This window comes from Peribacillus sp. B-H-3 (assembly GCF_048572925.1).
Classification (GTDB): Bacteria; Bacillota; Bacilli; order Bacillales; family DSM-1321; genus Peribacillus.
Genome location: NZ_CP183879.1, coordinates 3,263,865 through 3,283,399, shown reverse-complemented (window position 1 = coordinate 3,283,399; position 19,535 = coordinate 3,263,865). Strand labels below are relative to the sequence as shown.

19 protein-coding genes and 1 pseudogene are annotated in these 19,535 nt (G+C 41.6%); 15 read left to right on the top strand and 5 right to left on the bottom strand.

Annotation, left to right across the window (positions count from 1 at the left end; translation table 11 throughout):
* Positions 1-81 precede the first annotated feature (81 nt).
* The 7 genes from ACN6MY_RS16305 (at position 82) to ACN6MY_RS16275 (ending at position 8,174) form a co-directional block, all read left to right on the top strand.
* Complete coding sequence (locus tag ACN6MY_RS16305; protein WP_419881138.1) at positions 82-570, top strand: glutathione peroxidase; 489 nt, start codon at positions 82-84, stop codon at positions 568-570.
* A gap of 395 nt (positions 571-965) precedes the next feature.
* Complete coding sequence (locus ACN6MY_RS16300) at positions 966-1,610, top strand: HD domain-containing protein (protein ID WP_419881137.1); 645 nt, start codon at positions 966-968, stop codon at positions 1,608-1,610.
* Entirely contained in the window at positions 1,607-3,487 is a 1,881-nt protein-coding gene (locus ACN6MY_RS16295; RefSeq protein ID WP_419881136.1) for an ABC-F family ATP-binding cassette domain-containing protein, read from the top strand. Before ACN6MY_RS16300 ends, ACN6MY_RS16295 begins: the two co-directional genes overlap by 4 nt.
* Positions 3,488-3,594: 107 nt before the next feature.
* Positions 3,595-4,743 (top strand): conserved virulence factor C family protein, encoded by a 1,149-nt coding sequence (locus tag ACN6MY_RS16290; protein WP_419881135.1) that lies wholly within the window; start codon positions 3,595-3,597, stop codon positions 4,741-4,743.
* Positions 4,744-5,027: 284 nt separating this feature from the next.
* Complete coding sequence (gene ilvD / locus ACN6MY_RS16285; RefSeq protein ID WP_419881134.1) at positions 5,028-6,746, top strand: dihydroxy-acid dehydratase; 1,719 nt, start codon at positions 5,028-5,030, stop codon at positions 6,744-6,746.
* A 161-nt stretch (positions 6,747-6,907) separates the two neighbouring features.
* Positions 6,908-7,342, top strand: a complete 435-nt coding sequence (locus ACN6MY_RS16280) for a BrxA/BrxB family bacilliredoxin (RefSeq protein ID WP_419881133.1) — start codon at positions 6,908-6,910, stop codon at positions 7,340-7,342.
* Positions 7,343-7,394: 52 nt separating this feature from the next.
* Positions 7,395-8,174: a class I SAM-dependent methyltransferase gene (locus ACN6MY_RS16275; RefSeq protein ID WP_419881132.1), complete on the top strand. Its 780-nt coding sequence runs from the start codon at positions 7,395-7,397 to the stop codon at positions 8,172-8,174.
* 57 nt (positions 8,175-8,231) lie between these two features.
* Here ACN6MY_RS16275 and ggt read toward each other — a convergent pair whose 3' ends face one another.
* On the bottom strand, positions 8,232-9,929 hold the full coding sequence (ggt, locus tag ACN6MY_RS16270; RefSeq protein ID WP_419881131.1) for a gamma-glutamyltransferase: 1,698 nt from the start codon (positions 9,927-9,929) through the stop codon (positions 8,232-8,234).
* 551 nt (positions 9,930-10,480) lie between these two features.
* Here ggt and ACN6MY_RS16265 point away from each other — a divergent pair.
* A complete protein-coding gene (locus ACN6MY_RS16265; RefSeq protein WP_419881130.1) occupies positions 10,481-11,107 on the top strand; it encodes a YpjP family protein in 627 nt (208 codons plus the stop codon).
* A 150-nt stretch (positions 11,108-11,257) separates the two neighbouring features.
* Entirely contained in the window at positions 11,258-12,013 is a 756-nt protein-coding gene (locus tag ACN6MY_RS16260) for a TerC family protein (protein WP_419881129.1), read from the top strand.
* A 188-nt stretch (positions 12,014-12,201) separates the two neighbouring features.
* Here ACN6MY_RS16260 and ACN6MY_RS16255 read toward each other — a convergent pair whose 3' ends face one another.
* Complete coding sequence (locus ACN6MY_RS16255; RefSeq protein ID WP_419881128.1) at positions 12,202-12,447, bottom strand: hypothetical protein; 246 nt, start codon at positions 12,445-12,447, stop codon at positions 12,202-12,204.
* 262 nt (positions 12,448-12,709) lie between these two features.
* On the opposite strand from ACN6MY_RS16255, the gene ACN6MY_RS16250 reads away from it, so the two are divergent.
* Both ACN6MY_RS16250 and ACN6MY_RS16245 read left to right on the top strand, forming a co-directional pair.
* On the top strand, positions 12,710-13,504 hold the full coding sequence (locus tag ACN6MY_RS16250) for a thymidylate synthase (RefSeq protein ID WP_419881127.1): 795 nt from the start codon (positions 12,710-12,712) through the stop codon (positions 13,502-13,504).
* Complete coding sequence (locus tag ACN6MY_RS16245) at positions 13,501-13,986, top strand: dihydrofolate reductase (RefSeq protein ID WP_419881126.1); 486 nt, start codon at positions 13,501-13,503, stop codon at positions 13,984-13,986. The genes ACN6MY_RS16250 and ACN6MY_RS16245 overlap by 4 nt, the downstream gene beginning before the upstream one ends.
* Before the next feature lie 327 nt (positions 13,987-14,313).
* Here the strand turns inward: ACN6MY_RS16245 and ACN6MY_RS16240 are convergent, their stop codons facing one another.
* From ACN6MY_RS16240 to ACN6MY_RS16230, 3 genes are read right to left on the bottom strand one after another with little or no spacing between them, the layout of a single operon-like run.
* The gene (locus ACN6MY_RS16240) at positions 14,314-14,775 is read right to left on the bottom strand and encodes an IS3 family transposase (protein WP_419881125.1); all 462 of its coding nucleotides are present in this window, start codon (positions 14,773-14,775) and stop codon (positions 14,314-14,316) included.
* Positions 14,748-15,179 (bottom strand): IS3 family transposase, encoded by a 432-nt coding sequence (locus tag ACN6MY_RS16235; RefSeq protein ID WP_419881124.1) that lies wholly within the window; start codon positions 15,177-15,179, stop codon positions 14,748-14,750. The genes ACN6MY_RS16240 and ACN6MY_RS16235 overlap by 28 nt, the downstream gene beginning before the upstream one ends.
* Positions 15,143-15,706 (bottom strand): transposase, encoded by a 564-nt coding sequence (locus ACN6MY_RS16230; RefSeq protein ID WP_419881123.1) that lies wholly within the window; start codon positions 15,704-15,706, stop codon positions 15,143-15,145. Before ACN6MY_RS16230 ends, ACN6MY_RS16235 begins: the two co-directional genes overlap by 37 nt.
* A gap of 284 nt (positions 15,707-15,990) precedes the next feature.
* Here ACN6MY_RS16230 and ilvA point away from each other — a divergent pair.
* The 4 genes and pseudogenes from ilvA (at position 15,991) to ACN6MY_RS16210 (ending at position 19,088) form a co-directional block, all read left to right on the top strand.
* A pseudogene (gene ilvA, locus ACN6MY_RS16225) lies at positions 15,991-17,258 on the top strand (threonine ammonia-lyase IlvA).
* A 162-nt stretch (positions 17,259-17,420) separates the two neighbouring features.
* Positions 17,421-17,612 (top strand): twin-arginine translocase TatA/TatE family subunit, encoded by a 192-nt coding sequence (locus ACN6MY_RS16220; RefSeq protein WP_090990344.1) that lies wholly within the window; start codon positions 17,421-17,423, stop codon positions 17,610-17,612.
* A 227-nt stretch (positions 17,613-17,839) separates the two neighbouring features.
* Complete coding sequence (gene tatC / locus ACN6MY_RS16215) at positions 17,840-18,583, top strand: twin-arginine translocase subunit TatC (protein ID WP_071351134.1); 744 nt, start codon at positions 17,840-17,842, stop codon at positions 18,581-18,583.
* A gap of 280 nt (positions 18,584-18,863) precedes the next feature.
* Positions 18,864-19,088 carry a hypothetical protein gene (locus ACN6MY_RS16210; protein WP_419881122.1) on the top strand — a complete coding sequence of 75 codons (225 nt, stop codon included), beginning with the start codon at positions 18,864-18,866 and terminating at the stop codon, positions 19,086-19,088.
* The last annotated feature ends 447 nt before the right edge of the window (positions 19,089-19,535 follow it).

The following is a 19,535-nucleotide window of genomic DNA, read 5'->3' as shown; positions in this document are numbered from 1 at the left end:
TCAGGAGAATGCTGATATTGGCAATTTCCTTTCATGGTAGGATAAAATGGTTGTAACGTAATGCGAATGGGGGAAGCAAGTATGTCAATTTATGAATTTGAAGCAGAGAAAATTAATGGTGAACAGTTATCAATGAAAGAGTATGAAGGTAAAGTTCTCCTGATCGTGAATACAGCCAGTAAATGCGGATTTACACCGCAATATGGAGAGCTGGAAGAATTATATAAAAGGCACGGTGATGACCGGTTTTCTGTCTTGGGTTTTCCGTGCAACCAGTTTCTTGCACAGGAGCCTGGCGACAATCTTGAAATCGATTCATTTTGCCGGCTTAACTATGGTGTAACATTTCCCATGTTTTCAAAAGTTGATGTGAACGGGAAAAATGCTCACCCTCTTTTCAAATATTTGACAGATCATGCTCCAGGAGTCATGGGTTCCAAAGCCATTAAGTGGAATTTCACGAAGTTCCTCATTGATAGTGACGGCACCATTGTAAAACGTTATTCACCAAGCACTAAGCCTATGGAAATAGAAAACGATATCCAAAAGCTGCTGGAGAACAAAAAATAAAACGGAATGCCAAAAAGTCTCCTGGAGCTGCATATCCAGAGGCTTTTTTTTATATGGCTGTTTTCGTATACTGTGCTGTTACTGAACAAGGTAGCTGATTTCCGCTCCAGGATGCTGGCGGACTCAGATGCGCCTCCGTAATCTCAGCTGTCCCGCTAATCCCGCACTTTATGCTGCACAACCCGATTTAACAAGGGGTTCGTCTTACGGGAGTCATAAAAAAACACCCAGGTACTTTCCAAACCTTTAAAAGGAATAATTCCGTCCTGTATATGAGCGGAATGCTGAATCAGCATGTGCAATCGTCAGGAATTCACGTATGGACCTGTCCTCTTTACCTGAAAAAACATGATAACCATGGTAAAATGGAAGGGATCTGAATAGAGGAGAATACCATGGAAAATTATTATATAAAATCAGCAGAGGCGTTCGTGAAAGAGCAGCTGGGTGAAGACAAAAGCGGACATGACTGGCACCATATCGACAGGGTCAGAAAGCTATCTCTTTTTATTGCCGGCAAAGAGGCAAAAGGAAACAAAACCATTATTGAACTTGGTGCACTACTGCACGATATCCCGGATGGGAAATTAAATGATACTGAAGAAATTGGATGGAAGAAGCTCCGCAGCTGGTTTGCCCAAGCTCAACTTGACGGAGATACCATACAGAAGGTGGAAGAAATTATTTCATCCATATCTTTCAGTGCCAAAAAAGACACACTTCCCTCCATTGAAGCAATGATCGTACAAGATGGAGACCGGCTTGATGCGATAGGGGCAATAGGCATAGCCAGGACATTTGCATATGGAGGGGCAAAAGGGCAGCCAATGTATGATCCTTCCATTGCAGTCAGGGAAATGTGGTCGAAAGAAGAATACCGCAGCGGCAAAAGCTCGTCCATTAATCATTTTCATGAAAAACTGCTGACCCTGGCAAGCAAGCTTAATACAGATACTGCAAAAGTAATAGCAAAAGAGCGCCATGACTATATGGAGAGCTTTTTAAAGCAATTTTATAAAGAATGGGATGTAAGCTTATGAAAGTTTTCAGCATGGAGAACCTGACCAAAACGCATGGAGAAAAAACACTATTTAAAGATATTTCCTTTTCAATAACCGAAGGAGATAAAATTGGGATTCTTGGCATAAACGGAACAGGAAAGTCCACTCTTTTGAATATCATTGCCGGAATGGAAGATATTGATGAAGGCACAAAGGATCATCCAAATGATTATACAATTTCGTACCTGCCCCAGGATCCTGATTTTGACGATAGCCTGACGATCATGGAATATCTATATGAAAGTAATACGCCTGTATTTACTGCAATTAAACAATATGAAAAAACGCTGCTGCTTCTTCAGGAAAATCCTGAAAATCAGGATATCCAGGAAAAGCTTTTAAAACACCAGCAGCAAATGGATGAGCTTAATGCCTGGGAAACCAGTGCCAATGCTAAAACCATTTTGACAAAACTTGGTCTTCCGGATTTTTCAAAAAGTATTTCTGTTTTGTCTGGAGGACAAAAAAAACGGGCTGCCCTTGCAAAAGCCCTTATTGAGACTCCGGATCTTCTGATTCTGGATGAACCGACAAACCATCTGGATTATGAAAGCATTAAGTGGCTGGAAGAGTATACGGCTAAATATTCCCGTTCCGTAATCTTTGTTACCCATGACAGGTATTTTCTGGACCATGTATCAAGCAAAATTTGGGAAATTGCCCAGGGCAGCCTTTTTGAATACAAAGGAAACTATGCTGATTTTCTAGAAGCAAAAGCCATTCGCGAAGAAAATGAAGCGGCTGACCGGTCTAAAAAAGAGAGTCTTTTCAAGAAGGAATTGGCTTGGATCAGAAGAGGGGCAAAGGCGCGGTCTACAAAGCAAAAAGCAAGGATTCAGCGGTTTGATGACCTGGAGGAGAAAGTCAGGGATAAATCAACAACCGCAAGCCTCGAAATAGAATTGAGCGGCAGCAGACTGGGGAAAAAGGTTCTGGAGCTGATCAATGTCTCAAAGGACTACTCTGATAAAATCATCCTAAAAGATTTTTCATTCTTATTTAAGCCGGGCGACCGAATCGGAATTGTAGGAAGAAACGGCACTGGGAAATCGACTTTGTTAAATATTCTTGGAGGACGCACGGATATTGATTCCGGTGAACTCGAAAAAGGGCAAACAGTAAAGATCGGTTATTATACCCAGGAAAATTCTGATATGGACGAAAACATGAGAATGGTCGAATATATCCGGGAAACGGCAGAAAGCATCACATTAAAGGATGGAAGCATTATATCGGCTGCTTCCATGCTTGAGCGGTTTTTATTTCCGATGGGCACGCATGGCACTCCTATCAGGAAGCTTTCCGGAGGAGAAAGGCGCCGGCTGTATCTGCTTAAAATCCTGATGTCAGCGCCGAATGTACTGCTGCTTGATGAGCCGACCAATGACCTTGACACTCAGACACTGACCATTCTGGAAGATTACTTGGAGCATTTCTCTGGAGTTGTGATAACTGTATCGCATGATAGGTATTTTCTTGATAAAACCTGCCAGCAGCTTCTTGTTTTTAAAGACTTAGGGAAAGTTGATTTTTATTATGGAAGATATTCTGAGTTTCTGGAGGAAAAAGAAGAGACTTCACCACTTGAAGTTAAAAGTCAGGCTGCATCCCCGCAGCCGCGTACAGAGAAGAAAAAGAAAAAGCATACCTATCAGGAAAGCAAGGAATGGGAAGAAATTGAGGGGAAAATGGAAGAAGCTGAAGAGCGCCTAAAAGCGATCTCAGCTGAAATGGCAGCGGCCGGAAGTGAATTTGAAAAAGTCAGGCTGCTTCTAATTGAAGAAACAGAGCTGAATGAAAAACTGGAGCACATGCTGGAGCGCTGGGAATACTTAGCTGAAAAGCTGGAAGATTAAACAGCATAAAAATGATTAATTGAACCTAACGGATACTTGTCCGGGAAGCTTTATAATTAAAATGAAGTAATCAGGCAAGTTTTATTAGATATAAAGGAGTGTGTCATTTGAATATAAAAAATATAGAACCTACGCCAAGCCCAAATACCATGAAAATCATCCTCACAGAGGAACTGCCGGCAGGCCGAAGCAATAATTACAAAAAAGACCAGGCAGAACATGCACCCATGCTGATTCAGGACATTTTAAACATTGAGGGTATCAAAGGTGTCTACCATGTGGCTGATTTCCTTGCTGTTGAAAGGAATGCCAAATATGATTGGAAGGATATTTTAATTAAAGTCCGCCAGACATTCGGGGAAGATACATCCTCAGAATCCTCTGGCAGCACCATTCTTGATCATTATGGTGAAGTGGCTGTTTCAATACAGCAATTCAAAGGAATTCCCATGCAGATAAAATTGAATGACGGAGAACAGGAAAAACGGTTTGGGCTTCCTGCGATTTTTTCCGATGCAGTGGCGAGAGCCCAAAAGTCGGACGACAATGTCGTTATGCTGAGAAAGTGGAAAGAGTACGGAGTGCGTTATGGTGATATGGACGCAATCGGCGCTGAAGTAAGTGAAGAAATCATGGCTGCCTACCCAAAGGAACGCCTGGAGCAGCTTGCGAATAATGCACAAGCAAGCAAAAAGGGTAAGGAGATTTTGGCAAAAAGACCTCAGGCAAAGCTAACCGAAGAGGTACTTGCTTGCGAAAATTGGGAAAAAAGATATCAGGTGCTGGAACAGATGGCCAGCCCCTCCACTGAAGATATCCCGCTGCTCGAAAAAGCGCTTGATGACGATAAAGTATCGATCCGCAGGCTTGCAGTTGTTTATTTGGGCATGATTGAAGATCGTGCCGTGCTGCCGGGCCTGTATAAAGGGCTTAGGGATAAAAGTGCTGCAGTAAGAAGGACGGCGGGTGACTGCTTATCAGATTTAGGATTCGACGATGCTATGGATCAAATGGCACATGCACTCAAGGATAAAAGCAAGCTTGTGAGATGGAGAGCAGCGATGTTTTTGTATGAGTCCGGTGATGAGCGGATATTGCCTGCCCTTAAAGAAGCGGAAAATGATCCTGAATTTGAGGTGGCCATGCAGGTTAAGATGGCTATCAGCAGGATTGAGAATGGCGAAGAAGCAAAAGGTTCAGTCTGGAAGCAAATGACAGAATCCAGGCAGAACGGAGAAAATAAGCCAGTACTATAGAAATTTTGAACTGCAGCTCAATTGTCAGGCATCCGGACAATTGAGCTGCAGTTTTATTATGCTCTGCAAAAGTTATTTGGAGAATTTTAAAATGGAAAAAGGTGCTGGTTCCGCCGTAAGTGTGTGCAACAAATTAGAAGAGTAAACCAGCAGATAGGATTACTTTAGCTTGTCTTAATATGTAAACCCTTTCAAAAAAATAATAGAGAAAAATATTGAATAAATTATTGAAATTATCAGAAAAGTTCTCTATATTGAAAAGAAAACAACTGGAGGGACAAAACATGAAAAAAGATTTGAGGATTAAAAGTAAAGTAATCAGCGAAGGGGGGCCAACACGGGTTCCAAACCGGGCCATGCTTCGGGCTGTAGGTTTTACGGATGAAGATTTCAAGAAACCGATGATTGGGATCGCCAGCACATGGAGCGAGGTGACACCCTGCAATATACATATTGATGAGCTAGCCAGAAAAGCGAAGCAAGGAGCGGGGGATGCAGGCGGAGCGCCAATGATTTTTAATACAATTACCGTATCTGATGGCATCTCAATGGGAACCGAAGGCATGAGGTACTCGCTTCCGAGCAGAGACTTGATTGCAGATTCCATTGAAACGGTAGTTGAAGGGGAAAGCCTTGACGGGTATGTGGCGATCGGAGGATGCGATAAAAATATTCCAGGCTGCATGATGGCCATAGCAAGAATTAATCTTCCTTCTGTTTTTGTTTATGGGGGAACCATTCAGCCAGGAAAATTGGATGGTAAAAATATTGATATCGTTTCTGCTTTTGAAGGAGTAGGGGCGTACAATGCAGGCAAACTGGATGAAGAAGGCCTCCATAAAATTGAATGCAATGCATGCCCGGGTTCGGGATCCTGCGGCGGCATGTACACAGCTAATACGATGGCGAGTGCGATTGAGGCGCTTGGGATGAGCCTTCCGGGCAGTTCATCAAATCCAGCTGAAACGGCCGAGAAGCACGAAGATTGTTATAAGGCGGGACAGGCTGTTTACCATTTGCTTGAGGAAGACATCTATCCAAGGGATATTTTGACTAAAGAAGCATTTGAAAATGCCATAGCGGTCGTAATGGCTCTGGGAGGATCAACAAATGCAGTCCTGCACCTTATGGCTATAGCCAACTCAGCGGGAGTCAATTTATCACTTGAAGATTTTAATGCTATGCAGAAAAAGGTGCCGCACATAGCTGACTTAAGGCCAAGCGGCAAATACGTGATGCAGGATCTTCATGAAATTGGCGGTATCCCTGCTTTGATGAAGCATTTATTAAAAGCAGGCCTGCTTCACGGGGAGTGCCTGACCGTTACTGGTAAAACTGTCGCGGAAAATCTTGAGGAATGGCCTGATTTTGAAGAAGGGCAAACAATCATTTTTCCTGTTGACAAGCCGTTAAGCAAAGAAGGGCCTTTGGTCATCCTGAAGGGGAATCTAGCCCCGGATGGTGCAGTAGCAAAGGTTTCAGGCCTAAAGGTACGGGAAATGACAGGGGCAGCTAAAGTATATAATGATGAACCTAGTGCGACAGAAGCGATATTGAATGGAGAAATAGAAGCAGGGGACGTTTTGGTCATTCGGTATGAGGGTCCAAAAGGCGGGCCGGGAATGCCTGAAATGCTTTCTATCTCAGGAATGCTTGTGGGCAAAGGCCTTGGAGAATCTGTCGCACTTCTGACGGATGGCCGCTTCTCAGGAGGCACACATGGGCTTGTCATCGGGCATATTGCACCAGAAGCACAGGTTGGAGGGCCAATTGCCTTGATCAAAACAGGTGATGTCATCACAATTGATACAAACTCCCAGGTGCTGAAGGTGCATGTATCAGACGATGAACTGCAGGAAAGAAAATTGCAATGGCAGGCTCCGCCGCTTGTGAAAAAAGGGACACTTGCCAAGTACGCCAGACTGGTTTCATCTGCTTCAAAAGGCGCTGTAACAGACTTATTTGAAGACGAAGAAATAAAAGCGCCAGCTATGACAAAGTGAGAAAAAAATGGAACGGGAATGTTTGAATCTCCCGTTCCATTTTTTTAATTGAAATCATGTTTTTGGATGGAGACTAATCTGGCATGGAGCACAGGTTTTGCATATCTTATCGTGAATATAGTATGCTAAAAGAAATCATTTAACTACAGGGGGTTATCATAATGTCTATGGCATATGAAGAATATATGAAACAAATGGTCAAGCCGATGCGTGCCGAGCTTGTTCAGGCAGGGTTTGAAGAGTTAACTACAGATGAAGCAGTCGAAAATTTTATGGAAAGTAATGAAGGCACGGCTCTTGTTGTCATTAATTCTGTTTGCGGCTGTGCCGCAGGGCTTGCGCGTCCAGCTGCGACCCAAGCTGTACTCCGTGCAGAAACCAAGCCTGAAAAGCTTGTGACTGTCTTTGCAGGACAAGATAAAGAAGCAACAGAAAAAATGCGTGAATACTTTAAGGGCATTGAACCATCTTCTCCGTCCATGGCTTTAATGAAAGGAAAAGAAGTGCTTCACTTCATTCCGCGCCACGAAATTGAAGGCCATCCGATGGAAGAAATCATGGAAAGCCTGATTTTATCTTTTGACCGCTTAAAATAAAACAAACCAAAAGGGCATGCTCACAGCATTCCCTTTTTTAGAGGAGATTTTTATGTTTGTGACCACCCCGGGAAGAACAGACGAAGAGAGCATAGCCCAGGCAAAGTTATTTGCTGCGGAGATGGGCTTGTCATATGTGCCAAGAAATAAACAATCTATCAGAAAACTGCAGGAAATTACAAGTAGCGACTGTCTTGTTCTTGGTAAAGAAAGATACGAACTTTATAGGCTGAACGAAAGGGAGCCATTCTTTTTTCACCCGAATCTGGCATCGATTCGAATCAAGAGACTGGAAAAAGGGGAACAGGATGCTTATCTGGCTGCGGCCGGAATAGCTGAGGGAAGTGAGGTCCTCGACTGCACTCTGGGCCTTGGCTCAGATGCAATTGTCGCAAGCTATGCTGCAGGTGCTAAGGGCCGTATAACGGCCATTGAAGAAAATCCTTATCTGTCACTTCTTGTAGAGAAGGGACTTTCGGAGTGGAAAACGGGCAGTGAAAAAATGGATCAAGCAATGAAGAGAATAGAGGTTAAAACAGCGCCGCATTTGAAGGTGCTTGAGGCGCTTCCGGATAATAGCTATGATGTTGTTTATTTTGATCCAATGTTTGAGGTAGCCATTAAAGAGTCCAGCGGCATACAGGCGTTAGCCTTTTTCGCATCCAGGCATGGCCTGACCCGGGAAACGGTCTGGGAGGCAAAAAGGGTCGCCAGAAAACGTGTGGTTTTAAAGGACCATTATAAAAGCAGCCGATTTAACGAATTTGGATTTCAAACTGTTCAACGAAAAACATCTAAATTTCATTTCGGCTTTATGGATATCAAGGAATGAACCCAATAAAAAGAAAGAGGCAAAAATTATTTTTGCCTCTTTCCTGTTTCTTGAGCATTAATTGAGATAATCTTCTTCGTTCAGGCCGCTTGCTTTTCCTTCCCTGCTTGAATCAGCTGCCCCGAACATTTTGCCTTCACGGAAGCTTATGCCCTGAACATTGCCTATAGGATGAGGAACATCGTTGAAGGCAAATCCCATTCCTTCGAGATGTCCCTTGCTAATCATATCCATGCCTGCTTCCCACTCAATATGCGGGCCCATCGGTGTAAAAATACGCGGCTCTTCAATGGCGGATTTCAGGTCCATGTTGAAATCAAGGACATTCAGTATTGTTTGGGATACAGAGCTGATGATGGTTGGCCCGCCAGGAGAACCAAGCGTAAGTACAGGCTTTTTATCCTTGAAAATAATAGTCGGGCTTTTACAGCTTACCGGGCGTTTTCCCGGCTCAGCCTGATTCATTCCTCCAGGCATGGAATCGAAATCGGTCAGCTCGTTATTCAGCATAAACCCGTATTTCGGCACCATAACACCAGAGCCGAAAGGATGCTCGACTGTTGATGTACAGGCAACAATGTTTCCCCACCGGTCTGCGACCGTAAAATGGGTTGTTTCACTCAATTCATCCAGCTCCGGCTGTCTTACAACTTCCCTTTTCGGTACCTGGTCATACACCCATGGATTGCCGAAATCAATTTCATTATTGCGTTCTTTAAAATTAATGAATGCTTTACGTTCTTTCAGGTATTTTTCGTCAAAAAGACCTTTCAGCGGCAGCTCTGCAAATTCCGGGTCGGCAAGGAACGCTTTTTTATCTGTAAAAGCGAGTCTCATGGCTTCGGCAATCAGATAATACTTTTCCCATGAACGAGGGCCATATTGCTCAATATGAAAATCTTCAAGTATTTTAAGAATTTGCAGGACTGTTGATCCGCCAGCACTTGGGGCGAAGGAGGAAACAATTTCATAGCCTTTATAAGTTGCCCGCATAGGCTCATCAACAGTGATTTTATAATCCTTTAAATCCGACAGTTCCATAAAACCGCCTAATTCCTTAATGGCAGAAATGATTGCTTCGCCGATTTCCCCCTCATAAAAAGCTGAAATTCCTTCACGCTGCAGAATCCGGTAGGTATGTGCCAAATGCTCTTTTTTCAGGATTTCTCCTTCTTGCAGCTTTTTGCCATCCGGTATGAACAATTTCTGCGCTTCATCTCCAAGACGATAATTAAAGTTTTCAAGTGCCTCCGTGAACACCCAATTGACCGCCACTCCCTTTTCACAAAATTCAATGGAAGGCTCAATCAAATCTGCAAGAGGCATGGATCCATATTTCAGGCGCGCTTCTTCCATGGCCTTCAAAATGCCTGGTATGCCTACTGCAGTGGCAGCGGTCGATCTCTTCTTAAATGGAATCACTTCTCCGTTTTCATCTAAAAACATGTCAGGATGAGCCGCTTTCGGGGCCCGCACATGCCCGTCAAAAATTTTCACTGCATCTTCTTCCTTATTGTATACCATCATAAACCCGCTGCCGCCAATGCCAGTCATCATCGGTTCTACAATGTTTAATGCAAACTGGATAGCTATAGCAGCATCTACTGCATTTCCCCCTTCTTTTAGAATTTGTTTGCCGATATCCGTCGCGATTGGATGGGCAGTAACAACCATCCCTGCATTTCCTTCTGATGTTTCTCTTTCATACGAGTGATATTTAGAACGGCCCATGTAGGCCTTGCTGTTTTCTGTCATATGTGATCCCCCTCAATTATTTTTGCTGCAGAATATTACTAAATGGAACAGAAAGAGCTAAAAAAGAAAACCCTGCCAAAGTTTTAGGCAAGGCACATGAAAATAGCTGATATTTTATTTATAGTCAATCGGCAATTTCGAGGTAAATGAAATACATTAACATCAATATGCTTAGAATCATAAATACAGCTGACCATTCCATTGAAGCCCCTCCTTGGAAAAATCTATTCATTAAGTATATCCGCGCGCTTGTCCTTCTATGTGGTTTTAAATAAAATAGTGCCTGAGGCTTTAAAGAGGCCTTTAAAACAATCAATATCCTTTTTTGATGAATTTAAAACCTGAAGCTGACTGGAAAATAGCGGGGATTAAGAAAAAGGGGGGATGGAGCCGCGGGGGCATCTGCAAAACTGGGTATCTGGTAAAATGCTGAAATTAATATTCGTAATATCTCCTGAACCAAAGTATACTGGAATTATAAAAGACAGCCACTGGGCTGTTAAGGATTCTTGAATGTTTGACACTGATACTGATGAGTAAGGAGATATGTCATGAAAGGTGCTAAATGGTTCAAAAAAAGTCTGATTGTTTTAGTTTCAGCCCTGACATTTGGGCTTGTTACGCCATCTGATTTTAACTGGCTTGGTGAAGCAGATTCTGCCAAGCATCCGGAAAAGGATTTACAGGAAGCCAATTCAGCCAGATACGGTGCCTCCGTCCAGAACGTCAATAAAAACATAGAAGAGGAATTATTCAGCCAAAATGATTTCATCCAGTATATTGTCTGCAAGGGAGAAGAGAATGCGTATTGTAAATTCGGCGGCAAAATAAAACCGAGAATTCAAGCTGAATTCAAAGCTGTAATTCTTCCGAAAATGGAAGAAGCCATTGCCGTAATGGCTTCCAGCCATCAAGAGCATGAACTGCAGCAGCTCGCCATTTCAGAAAATCCTGCTTCAGGGCGCGGAGAAAAAATCTTTAATATTTATAATGAAAACAATGGGGAAGATATTATGAGATTTCATGTCAGGCAGGAAAATCCTCCTCAAGAAGGCTATTGGTTTAATTTCCATTATCACACCTATCATGATCAATTTGCTGCCCACCATGATTTGGGCAGGATTTACTGGGATAAAAACACACCGCCAAAATGGTCATCACAAGGTATGCTTTCGTGAGACGGAAACAGGGATTTTTATTGAAAAAAATTTTGGAAAAGCGTACACTAGTATAATATAATCTGGTATTTGGAACCTTCGGCCGCAGGTTCCTTTTCCATTGTCTTCATATACAACTCATATTAAAATTTTTAGGAGGAACATCCTGTAATGCTGAATCATATCTTGGATACCTATGCACAATTCTTTGATTGGGAAATGTGGGGTAAAATACTGACAGATCCGGTAAGTTGGGGTTTGATCGGGACATTAATTATACTTGAGGGACTTTTATCAGCCGATAATGCCCTTGTGCTCGCGGTAATGGTCCGCCATCTGCCAAAAAACAAGCGCAAAAAAGCATTATTCTATGGTTTGCTTGGTGCATACGCGTTTCGATTTGTAGCCATTGGGCTTGGAATTTTCCTTATCAAGCTCTGGTGGATCAAAGTTCTGGGCGCAGCTTATCTTGCGTGGCTTTCCATTAAATACTTCCTTGATAAACGCAAAGGCGATTCTGAAGAGGATGAAGTGAAGGGCATGTCAAAAGAGAGCTTGCTTATCCGTATGTTCGGGACTCTCTGGGGTACTGTCGTAGCGGTTGAACTGATGGATATCGCATTTTCCGTTGATAGTGTACTGGCAGCCTTTGGGGTCAGCAACAAAGTCTGGGTCCTTCTTCTGGGCGGAATGATCGGCGTTCTGATGATGCGGGGAGTGGCAGGAGTATTCCTGAATCTGATTGATAGAATTCCAGAACTGGAAACAGCCGCATATGTGCTGATTGCCATTATTTCCATTAAAATGTTTCTATCAGTCTTCCATATCGAAATATCATCAACAATTTTCTTCTTGCTGATCGTCATTACATTTGGCTTGACTTTCATCCTGCATTTCCGCAAAAGCAAGAATCTGAAAGAACAATAAAAATATGGACAAGAAAAAGAGCTGGCGGCTGCGTCAGCTTTTTTTCTTAGGCTCTATTCTTAAAGATTGTTGTTTTTATGAGTTCTGTGAGGCGATCTCATTATGAAATCAGCCACTTGTTCCATGGCAGCAAAGTTTACGAAAACAGCCTTTCTTATGATCATGAGCGACTTGTGCATGCTCAAATGTCACACATTCCTGCTCCTTTGCCTGAAAAATAAGCGGAATATGCCCAAAAATAATAGGAAAAAGAGGACTGGAATCATAACAGATAAGGAAACAGAGTGAACAAGCGGCATGAGGATAAAACCAAGGAAAATGGAAAAAAATATTAAATCAAGATACACGAATATTTCAAGATTCATGATTTCAATCACTTCTTCTGTGATTTCTGGCTTGCTTTGCAGAATTGCTTTTTTGCTGTAAGTTCTCATATCTATCACCTTGTAGTTTTGAATAAGTCATTCGTTAAAAAGCGCAGTTTGTCATGAAAGAGGATGAATCAGTGTGCTGTATATACATCAAACATGATTTTCTTCAGACGCTGCAGAACTGATAATTAATGTACAACATAGGAATCAGATTAATAATAAATTATGTAGAAAAACGAAAATGGTTACTTCCTATAAGAGAATACCGGAAATAAGACATTCATGTGTTAGAATGATAATGAGATTCCATGAAAGGCTGGTCACAATGAAACAATATCTTGATTTATGCAAACACGTATTAGACAACGGCACAATAAAAAGCGACAGAACAGGAACCGGAACCATCAGCACATTTGGATATCAGATGAGATTTGATTTGCAGGATGGATTTCCGCTGCTTACTACAAAAAAGTTAAGCCTGAAGGCCATCATCCATGAGCTTCTTTGGTTTTTAAAAGGAGATACAAATGTAAAATATCTTCAGGATAATGGTGTCCGCATCTGGAATGAGTGGGCGGACGAAAATGGGGAACTTGGACCGGTATATGGACATCAATGGCGTTCATGGAGTGCTGCTGATGGAAGCAGTATTGATCAAATCACAGAAGTTATTGAAATGATTAAAAAAGATCCTGATTCAAGGCGCCTGATTGTCAGCGCATGGAATCCCGGGGAAATAAGTAAGATGGCACTTCCTCCGTGCCACGCACTTTTTCAATTTTATGTGTCGGAAGGAAAACTTTCCTGCCAGCTTTATCAGCGTTCAGCAGACGTGTTCCTTGGGGTGCCGTTTAATATTGCGTCATATGCACTCCTGACTTTAATGATTGCCCAGGTATGCGGCTTGAAGCCAGGAGAATTTGTGCATACATTTGGTGATGTACATATTTACTCCAATCATGTGGAGCAGGTGAAATTGCAGCTTTCCCGCGAACCCAAAGCCCTGCCGATAATGAAATTGAATCCCGAAGTAAAGGATATTTTCGGTTTTTCTTATGAAGACTTCGAGCTGGAAAATTATGAAGCGCATCCTCATATAAAAGGAGCGGTCAGTGTATGATTTCATTGATGCTTGCGATGGACGAAAATAGGGTGATTGGAAAGGATAATAAACTTCCCTGGCACCTGCCGGCATATCTTCAGTACTTTAAAAAAATGACCACTGGCCATTCTGTAATTATGGGCAGGAAAACCTTTGATTCAATAGGTAGACTCCTGCCCGGCCGAAAGAATATCATTCTTACGAAAAATAAATCTTTCGAGGCAGAAGGAGCCGAAGTTTACCATAACATACTTGAACTGAAGAAAATGGCAGAAAGAGAGGACAGTGAAATTTTTGTAATAGGGGGAGCCGAGATATTCAAGGAGATGCTGCCTATTTCAAATCGGCTGTATATCACCCACATTCACCATGCCTTTGAAGGCGATGTTTTTTTCCCGGAAGTAGCAGAAGAGAAGTGGACGAGAATATCATTGACTCCAGGCGAACAGGATGAAAAGAACAAATATCCATTCGACTTTGCTGTTTATGAGAAAAAATAAAGCTGAATCTTTTAAAATTTTCTGATTAGGAAAGCGTTCGATGAATATCACTATTTTTTGAACTCTCGGCAGACCTTTTTATAAAACTGTTTTCTTAAGCTTTGCTGCTATGGAACAGGTGGCTGTTTTACGCTCCAGGATTCTCTTTTTAGGCGGGACAGGCTGTGGGCCGAACATGCGCGCACCTACACTCCAATAAGCATTTAACAATGAGTTTGCCTCACGAAAAACATTAAAAACAACAATTTTAATAAAAGAGCCTATTATAAAAACCCGTATTTATTCCATATTTCGGATTGGTGGTTACCCCCAAAAGTTAGAGTTTTATTATGCAGCTGATTGGCTAGATTGAGTTCGGTATTCGACTGGACTCAATCCAGCTAATTTTGTTTTTGATCGTTCATTGTTATACCAGTGGATATATTCTTCTATTCCACTTTTTAATTCTTCATAACTTACTTGCTTTTCCCCATAATACATTTCTTGCTTTAAAATGCCAAAGAAATTCTCCATCGAAGCGTTGTCTGCGCAGGTTGCTTTACGTGACATACTCTGAAATATTTTATTCTCTTTTAACGTCCTCACCCATTTGTTGTGTTGATAGTGCCAGCCTTGATCGGAATGGATCGTGGTGCGATAGGTCGCATGATTCTTTAGTACCTCTAATGTTTCTTTCAAAGGTTTCATGACAAGATCTAACGTTGGACGTTTCCCCATTTCAAACGCAACAATTTCTCCGTTATAAAGGTCAAGAATCGGATTTACATATAATTTCTTCCGCCCAGACATTTGAATTCTGTAATATCGGTGACTAATTTTTGGAGAGGGACAGGTGTGCTAAAACGGCGAGATAATCGATTTTTCGCTACCTTTCCAATCGTCCCCTTATAGGAATTATAAGTACGAGATTTTCGCATGAATTTCACACATTTTAATCCTAGCTCCCGCATAATACGATAGACTTTTTTATGATTGACAAGGTGTCCTAGTTTCTTTAATTCCGTAGAAATACGTTTATAACCGTAGCGTTCATAAAACTTTTTAAATAGGTGTGCAATGAGTTCTTTTAATTTTATATCCGGGCCTTCTTTACCAAAACTTTTCACATGATAGTGATAAGTTGCTTCTGGAATTCCTACAACAAAGAGAATATCTTTTAATCGAAATCCTTCTTCTTTAAGTTCGAATGCCATCTTAGTTTGTGCTTTTCGTGAAAGGCGTTCGGATTCTCGCGAAAAGCTTTTAGCTTTTTTAGATACGCATTCTCCAGTCTTAGTAGTTCATTCTCACGTTCTAACTCTTCTTCTCGTGTTCCCTTTTTTTCTTCTTTTTTCTTCTGATTATTGGGTTTCTTAGACATAGAAGGCCGCCCCTTTGATTTTAGTTTCAGGCCTTCTACTCCCTGTTCTTGAAATGTTTTCATCCAGCGTCTAGTCAAGGAAGGGTGGTTCAAATTGAATTGAACAGCAGTTTCTAAATAAGAAGCACCTGTACGTAACATAAATTGTATCGTATCTAATTTAAATTGAACAGAATACTCCTTCTTCGTCTTTCTTCGTTTTAATCCTTCCAGCCCCTGAGACTTATAGGCTTTTACCCATTCCACGATTGGTGTCTGGCTGCCCAAATTATATTTTTTTGCCAATGATTTATAGCCAAGATTTCCATCTAAATACTCGGTGACAAGCTTTATTTTAAATTCTTCACTATATTTAGCCATAAAAACACCCCCGAAAGTTAGATTTTTTCACTCTAACTTTCGGGGGTCGGTACCATTAAGTACGGGTTTTTATCTTTTGCCTTACGAGAGTGAAGAATGAGTGCGAATTTCCATTCCTTTTTTAAAATAGAAATAATATAAATCAGCATCATAGATTCTTAAAGAGATATATTTGAAGCAAAGAGTGATATGTAAAAATATTTGAATTTTTAGAAAAATCAATTGATTTATCGCGTTGAAGTGTTATAATTTAAAAATTATATTAAAAGGAAAGCAGGGATATGATGGCCGGGACAGCATCCTTAAAAAAACGGATAGGAATTGAAGAAATACTTATAGCAAACAAAGAATTAAAAGAGGTTGTGGTACATACCCCGCTGCAAAAAAGTGAAAGACTGTCAGAGAAATATGAATGCAGCCTTTATTTGAAACGTGAAATATTCAGCATGTGCGCTCTTTTAAGCTTAGGGGAGCCTACTACAAAATGAAAAGCCTCCGGAAAGAAGAAACGAAAAACGGAGTAGTCTGTGCAAGTGCAGGCAACCATGCTCAAGGAGTTGCTTTTTCCTGCAGCCAGCTTGGTATACACGGAAAAATTTTCATGCCTGCCACCACCCCAAGGCAAAAAGTAAAGCAGGTTGAACTTTTTGGCCGGGATAAAATACAAATTATTCTTTCTGGCGACACATTTGATGATGCATTTGCCGAAGCAAAGCTTTGTGCGGATAAAGAAGAAAGAAGCTTTATTCATCCCTTTGACGATGAATGGGTCATTGCAGGACAGGGAACTGCTGCCGTTGAGATATTAAACGATTGCGAAGAAAAAATTGATTATCTTTTTGCAAGTATAGGCGGAGGGGGCCTGATGGCAGGGTTATCTTCATACTTTTCCGCTCTTTCACCAGAGACAAAATGCATGGGGGCAGAGCCTGCAGGTGCGGCCTCAATGAAGTTTTCTTTTGAACAGGAAGAAGTAAGAGAATTAGCGGAAATTGATACATTTGTTGATGGTGCTGCAGTGAAGTGCGTGGGCCGGAAGACCTTTGAGATATGCAGGGAAAATGTCGCTGATATCCTGAAGGTTCCGGAAGGGAAAGTGTGCACGGCCATCCTGGAACTGTACAACGAGCATGCCATCATCGCAGAGCCTGCCGGAGCTTTGCCTGTTGCTGCTCTCGATTTCTGCAGAGAGCAGATAAAAGGAAAAACAGTCGTCTGTGTCATCAGCGGAGGCAATAACGATATAGGCAGGATGCAGGAAATTAAAGAAAAATCTTTGCTGTATGAGGGCCTGCTTTATTATTTTATTGTGAATTTCCCGCAAAGGGCAGGGGCATTGAGGGAATTCCTTGATGAAGTTCTCGGGCCGGATGATGATATTTCCAGATTTGAGTATACAAAGAAAAATAATAAGGAAAGCGGACCTGCTCTTGTGGGTGTAGAGCTTAAAAGCCGGCATGATTACGAAGGGCTGATTCAGAGGATGAAGAAAAAGGCATTTCCTTTTGTGGAAGTGAATAAAGACAGCAATCTATTTCACCTTTTAATCTAAAATATGGTCTAATTATTCCGAAATTTTAATTTTATATGGAAGACAAGGGTGTATTGAGTTAAAATGAATAGGTAGTTAAGATTTTTTTAACGTTCGCAATTACGAGTATGAGGAAATTATGCAAAGCCTATAAGAGGCTTTAACATCAAAGGAGATGTGTTTATGCTTTCAAATATTGGCTTGCCGGGCCTATTTATTATTCTTATATTAGCACTAATTGTATTTGGACCGAAGAAGCTGCCGGAAATCGGCCGTGCTGCGGGACAAACACTAAAGGAATTCAAGAACTCTGCACGTGAATTGACTAGTGACAGCAAAGAGGAAATCGAAGAAAAGAAAAATATCATGAAATAAAGTGAAACTGCCAGCTGCAGGAGTTCTTACTCCCAGCTGATGGTTAATTGAAGGGCCCCGTGTTTTTACCGCAAATATTCACTTATTTTGCAGGGGGATTACTGCATGTCTATGAAGGTTAAAATAGGTGCGGGATGTGGCCATCTTGCACCTTTTTAGCAGTAAGGGCTCATCAGGGCCTTGGTTTTATTCGAAACTTGAATTCAATAGAGAAGGCGTGATGAACTTTGGCAGACCAGGATTTACACATCATTGAACACCTGGAGGAACTGAGAAAAAGGCTCATTATCTCTGTTGCTGCTTTTTTTGTTTTTTTTATATTGGCTTTCATTTATGTGGAAGATATCTATAAGTGGTTTATCCGGGATCTTCATATGAAACTGCTCGTACTGGGGCCAAGCGATATTATTTGGATATACTTCACTCTTGCGGCAGTTATCGCAATAGCTGGAACCATTCCAGTGCTGGCCTTTCAAATATGGCTATTTGTGAAGCCTGCACTTATGCCGAATGAACTCAGGGCAACATTAGCATATATTCCGGCCCTTTTTCTTCTTTTTGCTGGTGGCCTCGCTTTCGGGTATTTCATCATTCTGCCAATGGTTTTTAAATTTCTCCTCAACATAGGGGGAGATATGTTCACCGCTGCTTTCACAGCAGAAAGGTACTTCCGTTTTGTTCTGAATATGACCCTTCCATTTGGGGTTTTATTTGAGCTTCCGGTGGTCACCATGTTTTTGACGTCAATAGGGATCATTAATCCATTTGTGCTGCAAAAACTGAGGAAATATGCTTATTTTGTGTTAGTTATCATCGCTGTGGTGATTACACCGCCGGATTTTATGTCAGACTTCATTGTGACACTTCCTTTGCTGTTTTTATATGAAATCAGCATCTCGCTTTCTAAGATTGTCTTCAAGCGGAAACAAAAAAGGGAAGCCATGCAGGAATTTAGTCTGCAAAACCATTAAAGACATGAGAGGGGGCTTTTTTAAAGCACCTCTTTTTTTTATGGAAAAATCCTCTAAGGCTTAAAGCTCGTCTTCGTACAATCGTGTTTATAGAAAACGGGATTTGGCAACGTCACCTGTCTGCGGTCAGGACTTGAAAATAAGGAATTATCGACAAACAAGATTTACAGTGCATATAAAAAATTCAGTGTAATAGGGTCTGCTATTGAATTTAACGTGTTTTTCCCCGGCTGAAATAGGGAATATAAATAAAACATCATGTGAGGGAGATATCTAACAAATGAATATCACAGCAGAAACCGTAGTGACTCATGTAGATTTTGCGAAAAATATTAAGGAAGAAAAGGGGTTTGTCTTGTTTGATTTTTCCTATGAAGAGGAACTGGCACATGTCAGGGTAAAGGACGACCTGTCAATCATTGAAGTGAAATGCAGGACTATGTCTAAAGAGCTGGAAGAAGGTTTTGAGCAGGAAATAACAGAAAAATTAACAGGGCTTGCTTAACACACTGTCAGCAAACCTCAAAGCATGAAGGAAATCTCCTCATGCTTTTTTTGGTGTGCCAGGCATGGCAACTATCTAGGTGGTGAAAGTCCACTGTGGGGGTACACATCGACCAACCACTAAGGAAGCGCAAGGTACTTATCGTGAGGTAAGGGCTGGAGGAAGCGTGGAATAAAATCTTGACTCGACGAACAGAAACCTGATACTAAGGCTCTATAAAGGGACGAGACTCCCAAACAAGTTAAAGTCCAAAAGATGTGCGTAACTTTGTAGGGTAAATCAGGCGAGCAAAAGAGGAAAGATAGTTGTCTTACCCTGGGAGGTCTTGCGGATGTACAGAAGTACAGTCGAAAAAGGTTAGCCGCAAGAAGTCAGCAGAAGCCATAGTAATGAGTACACTCATGAAGGGCTGAACAATTTATAGTGTTTCAACACCACGAATGCGTG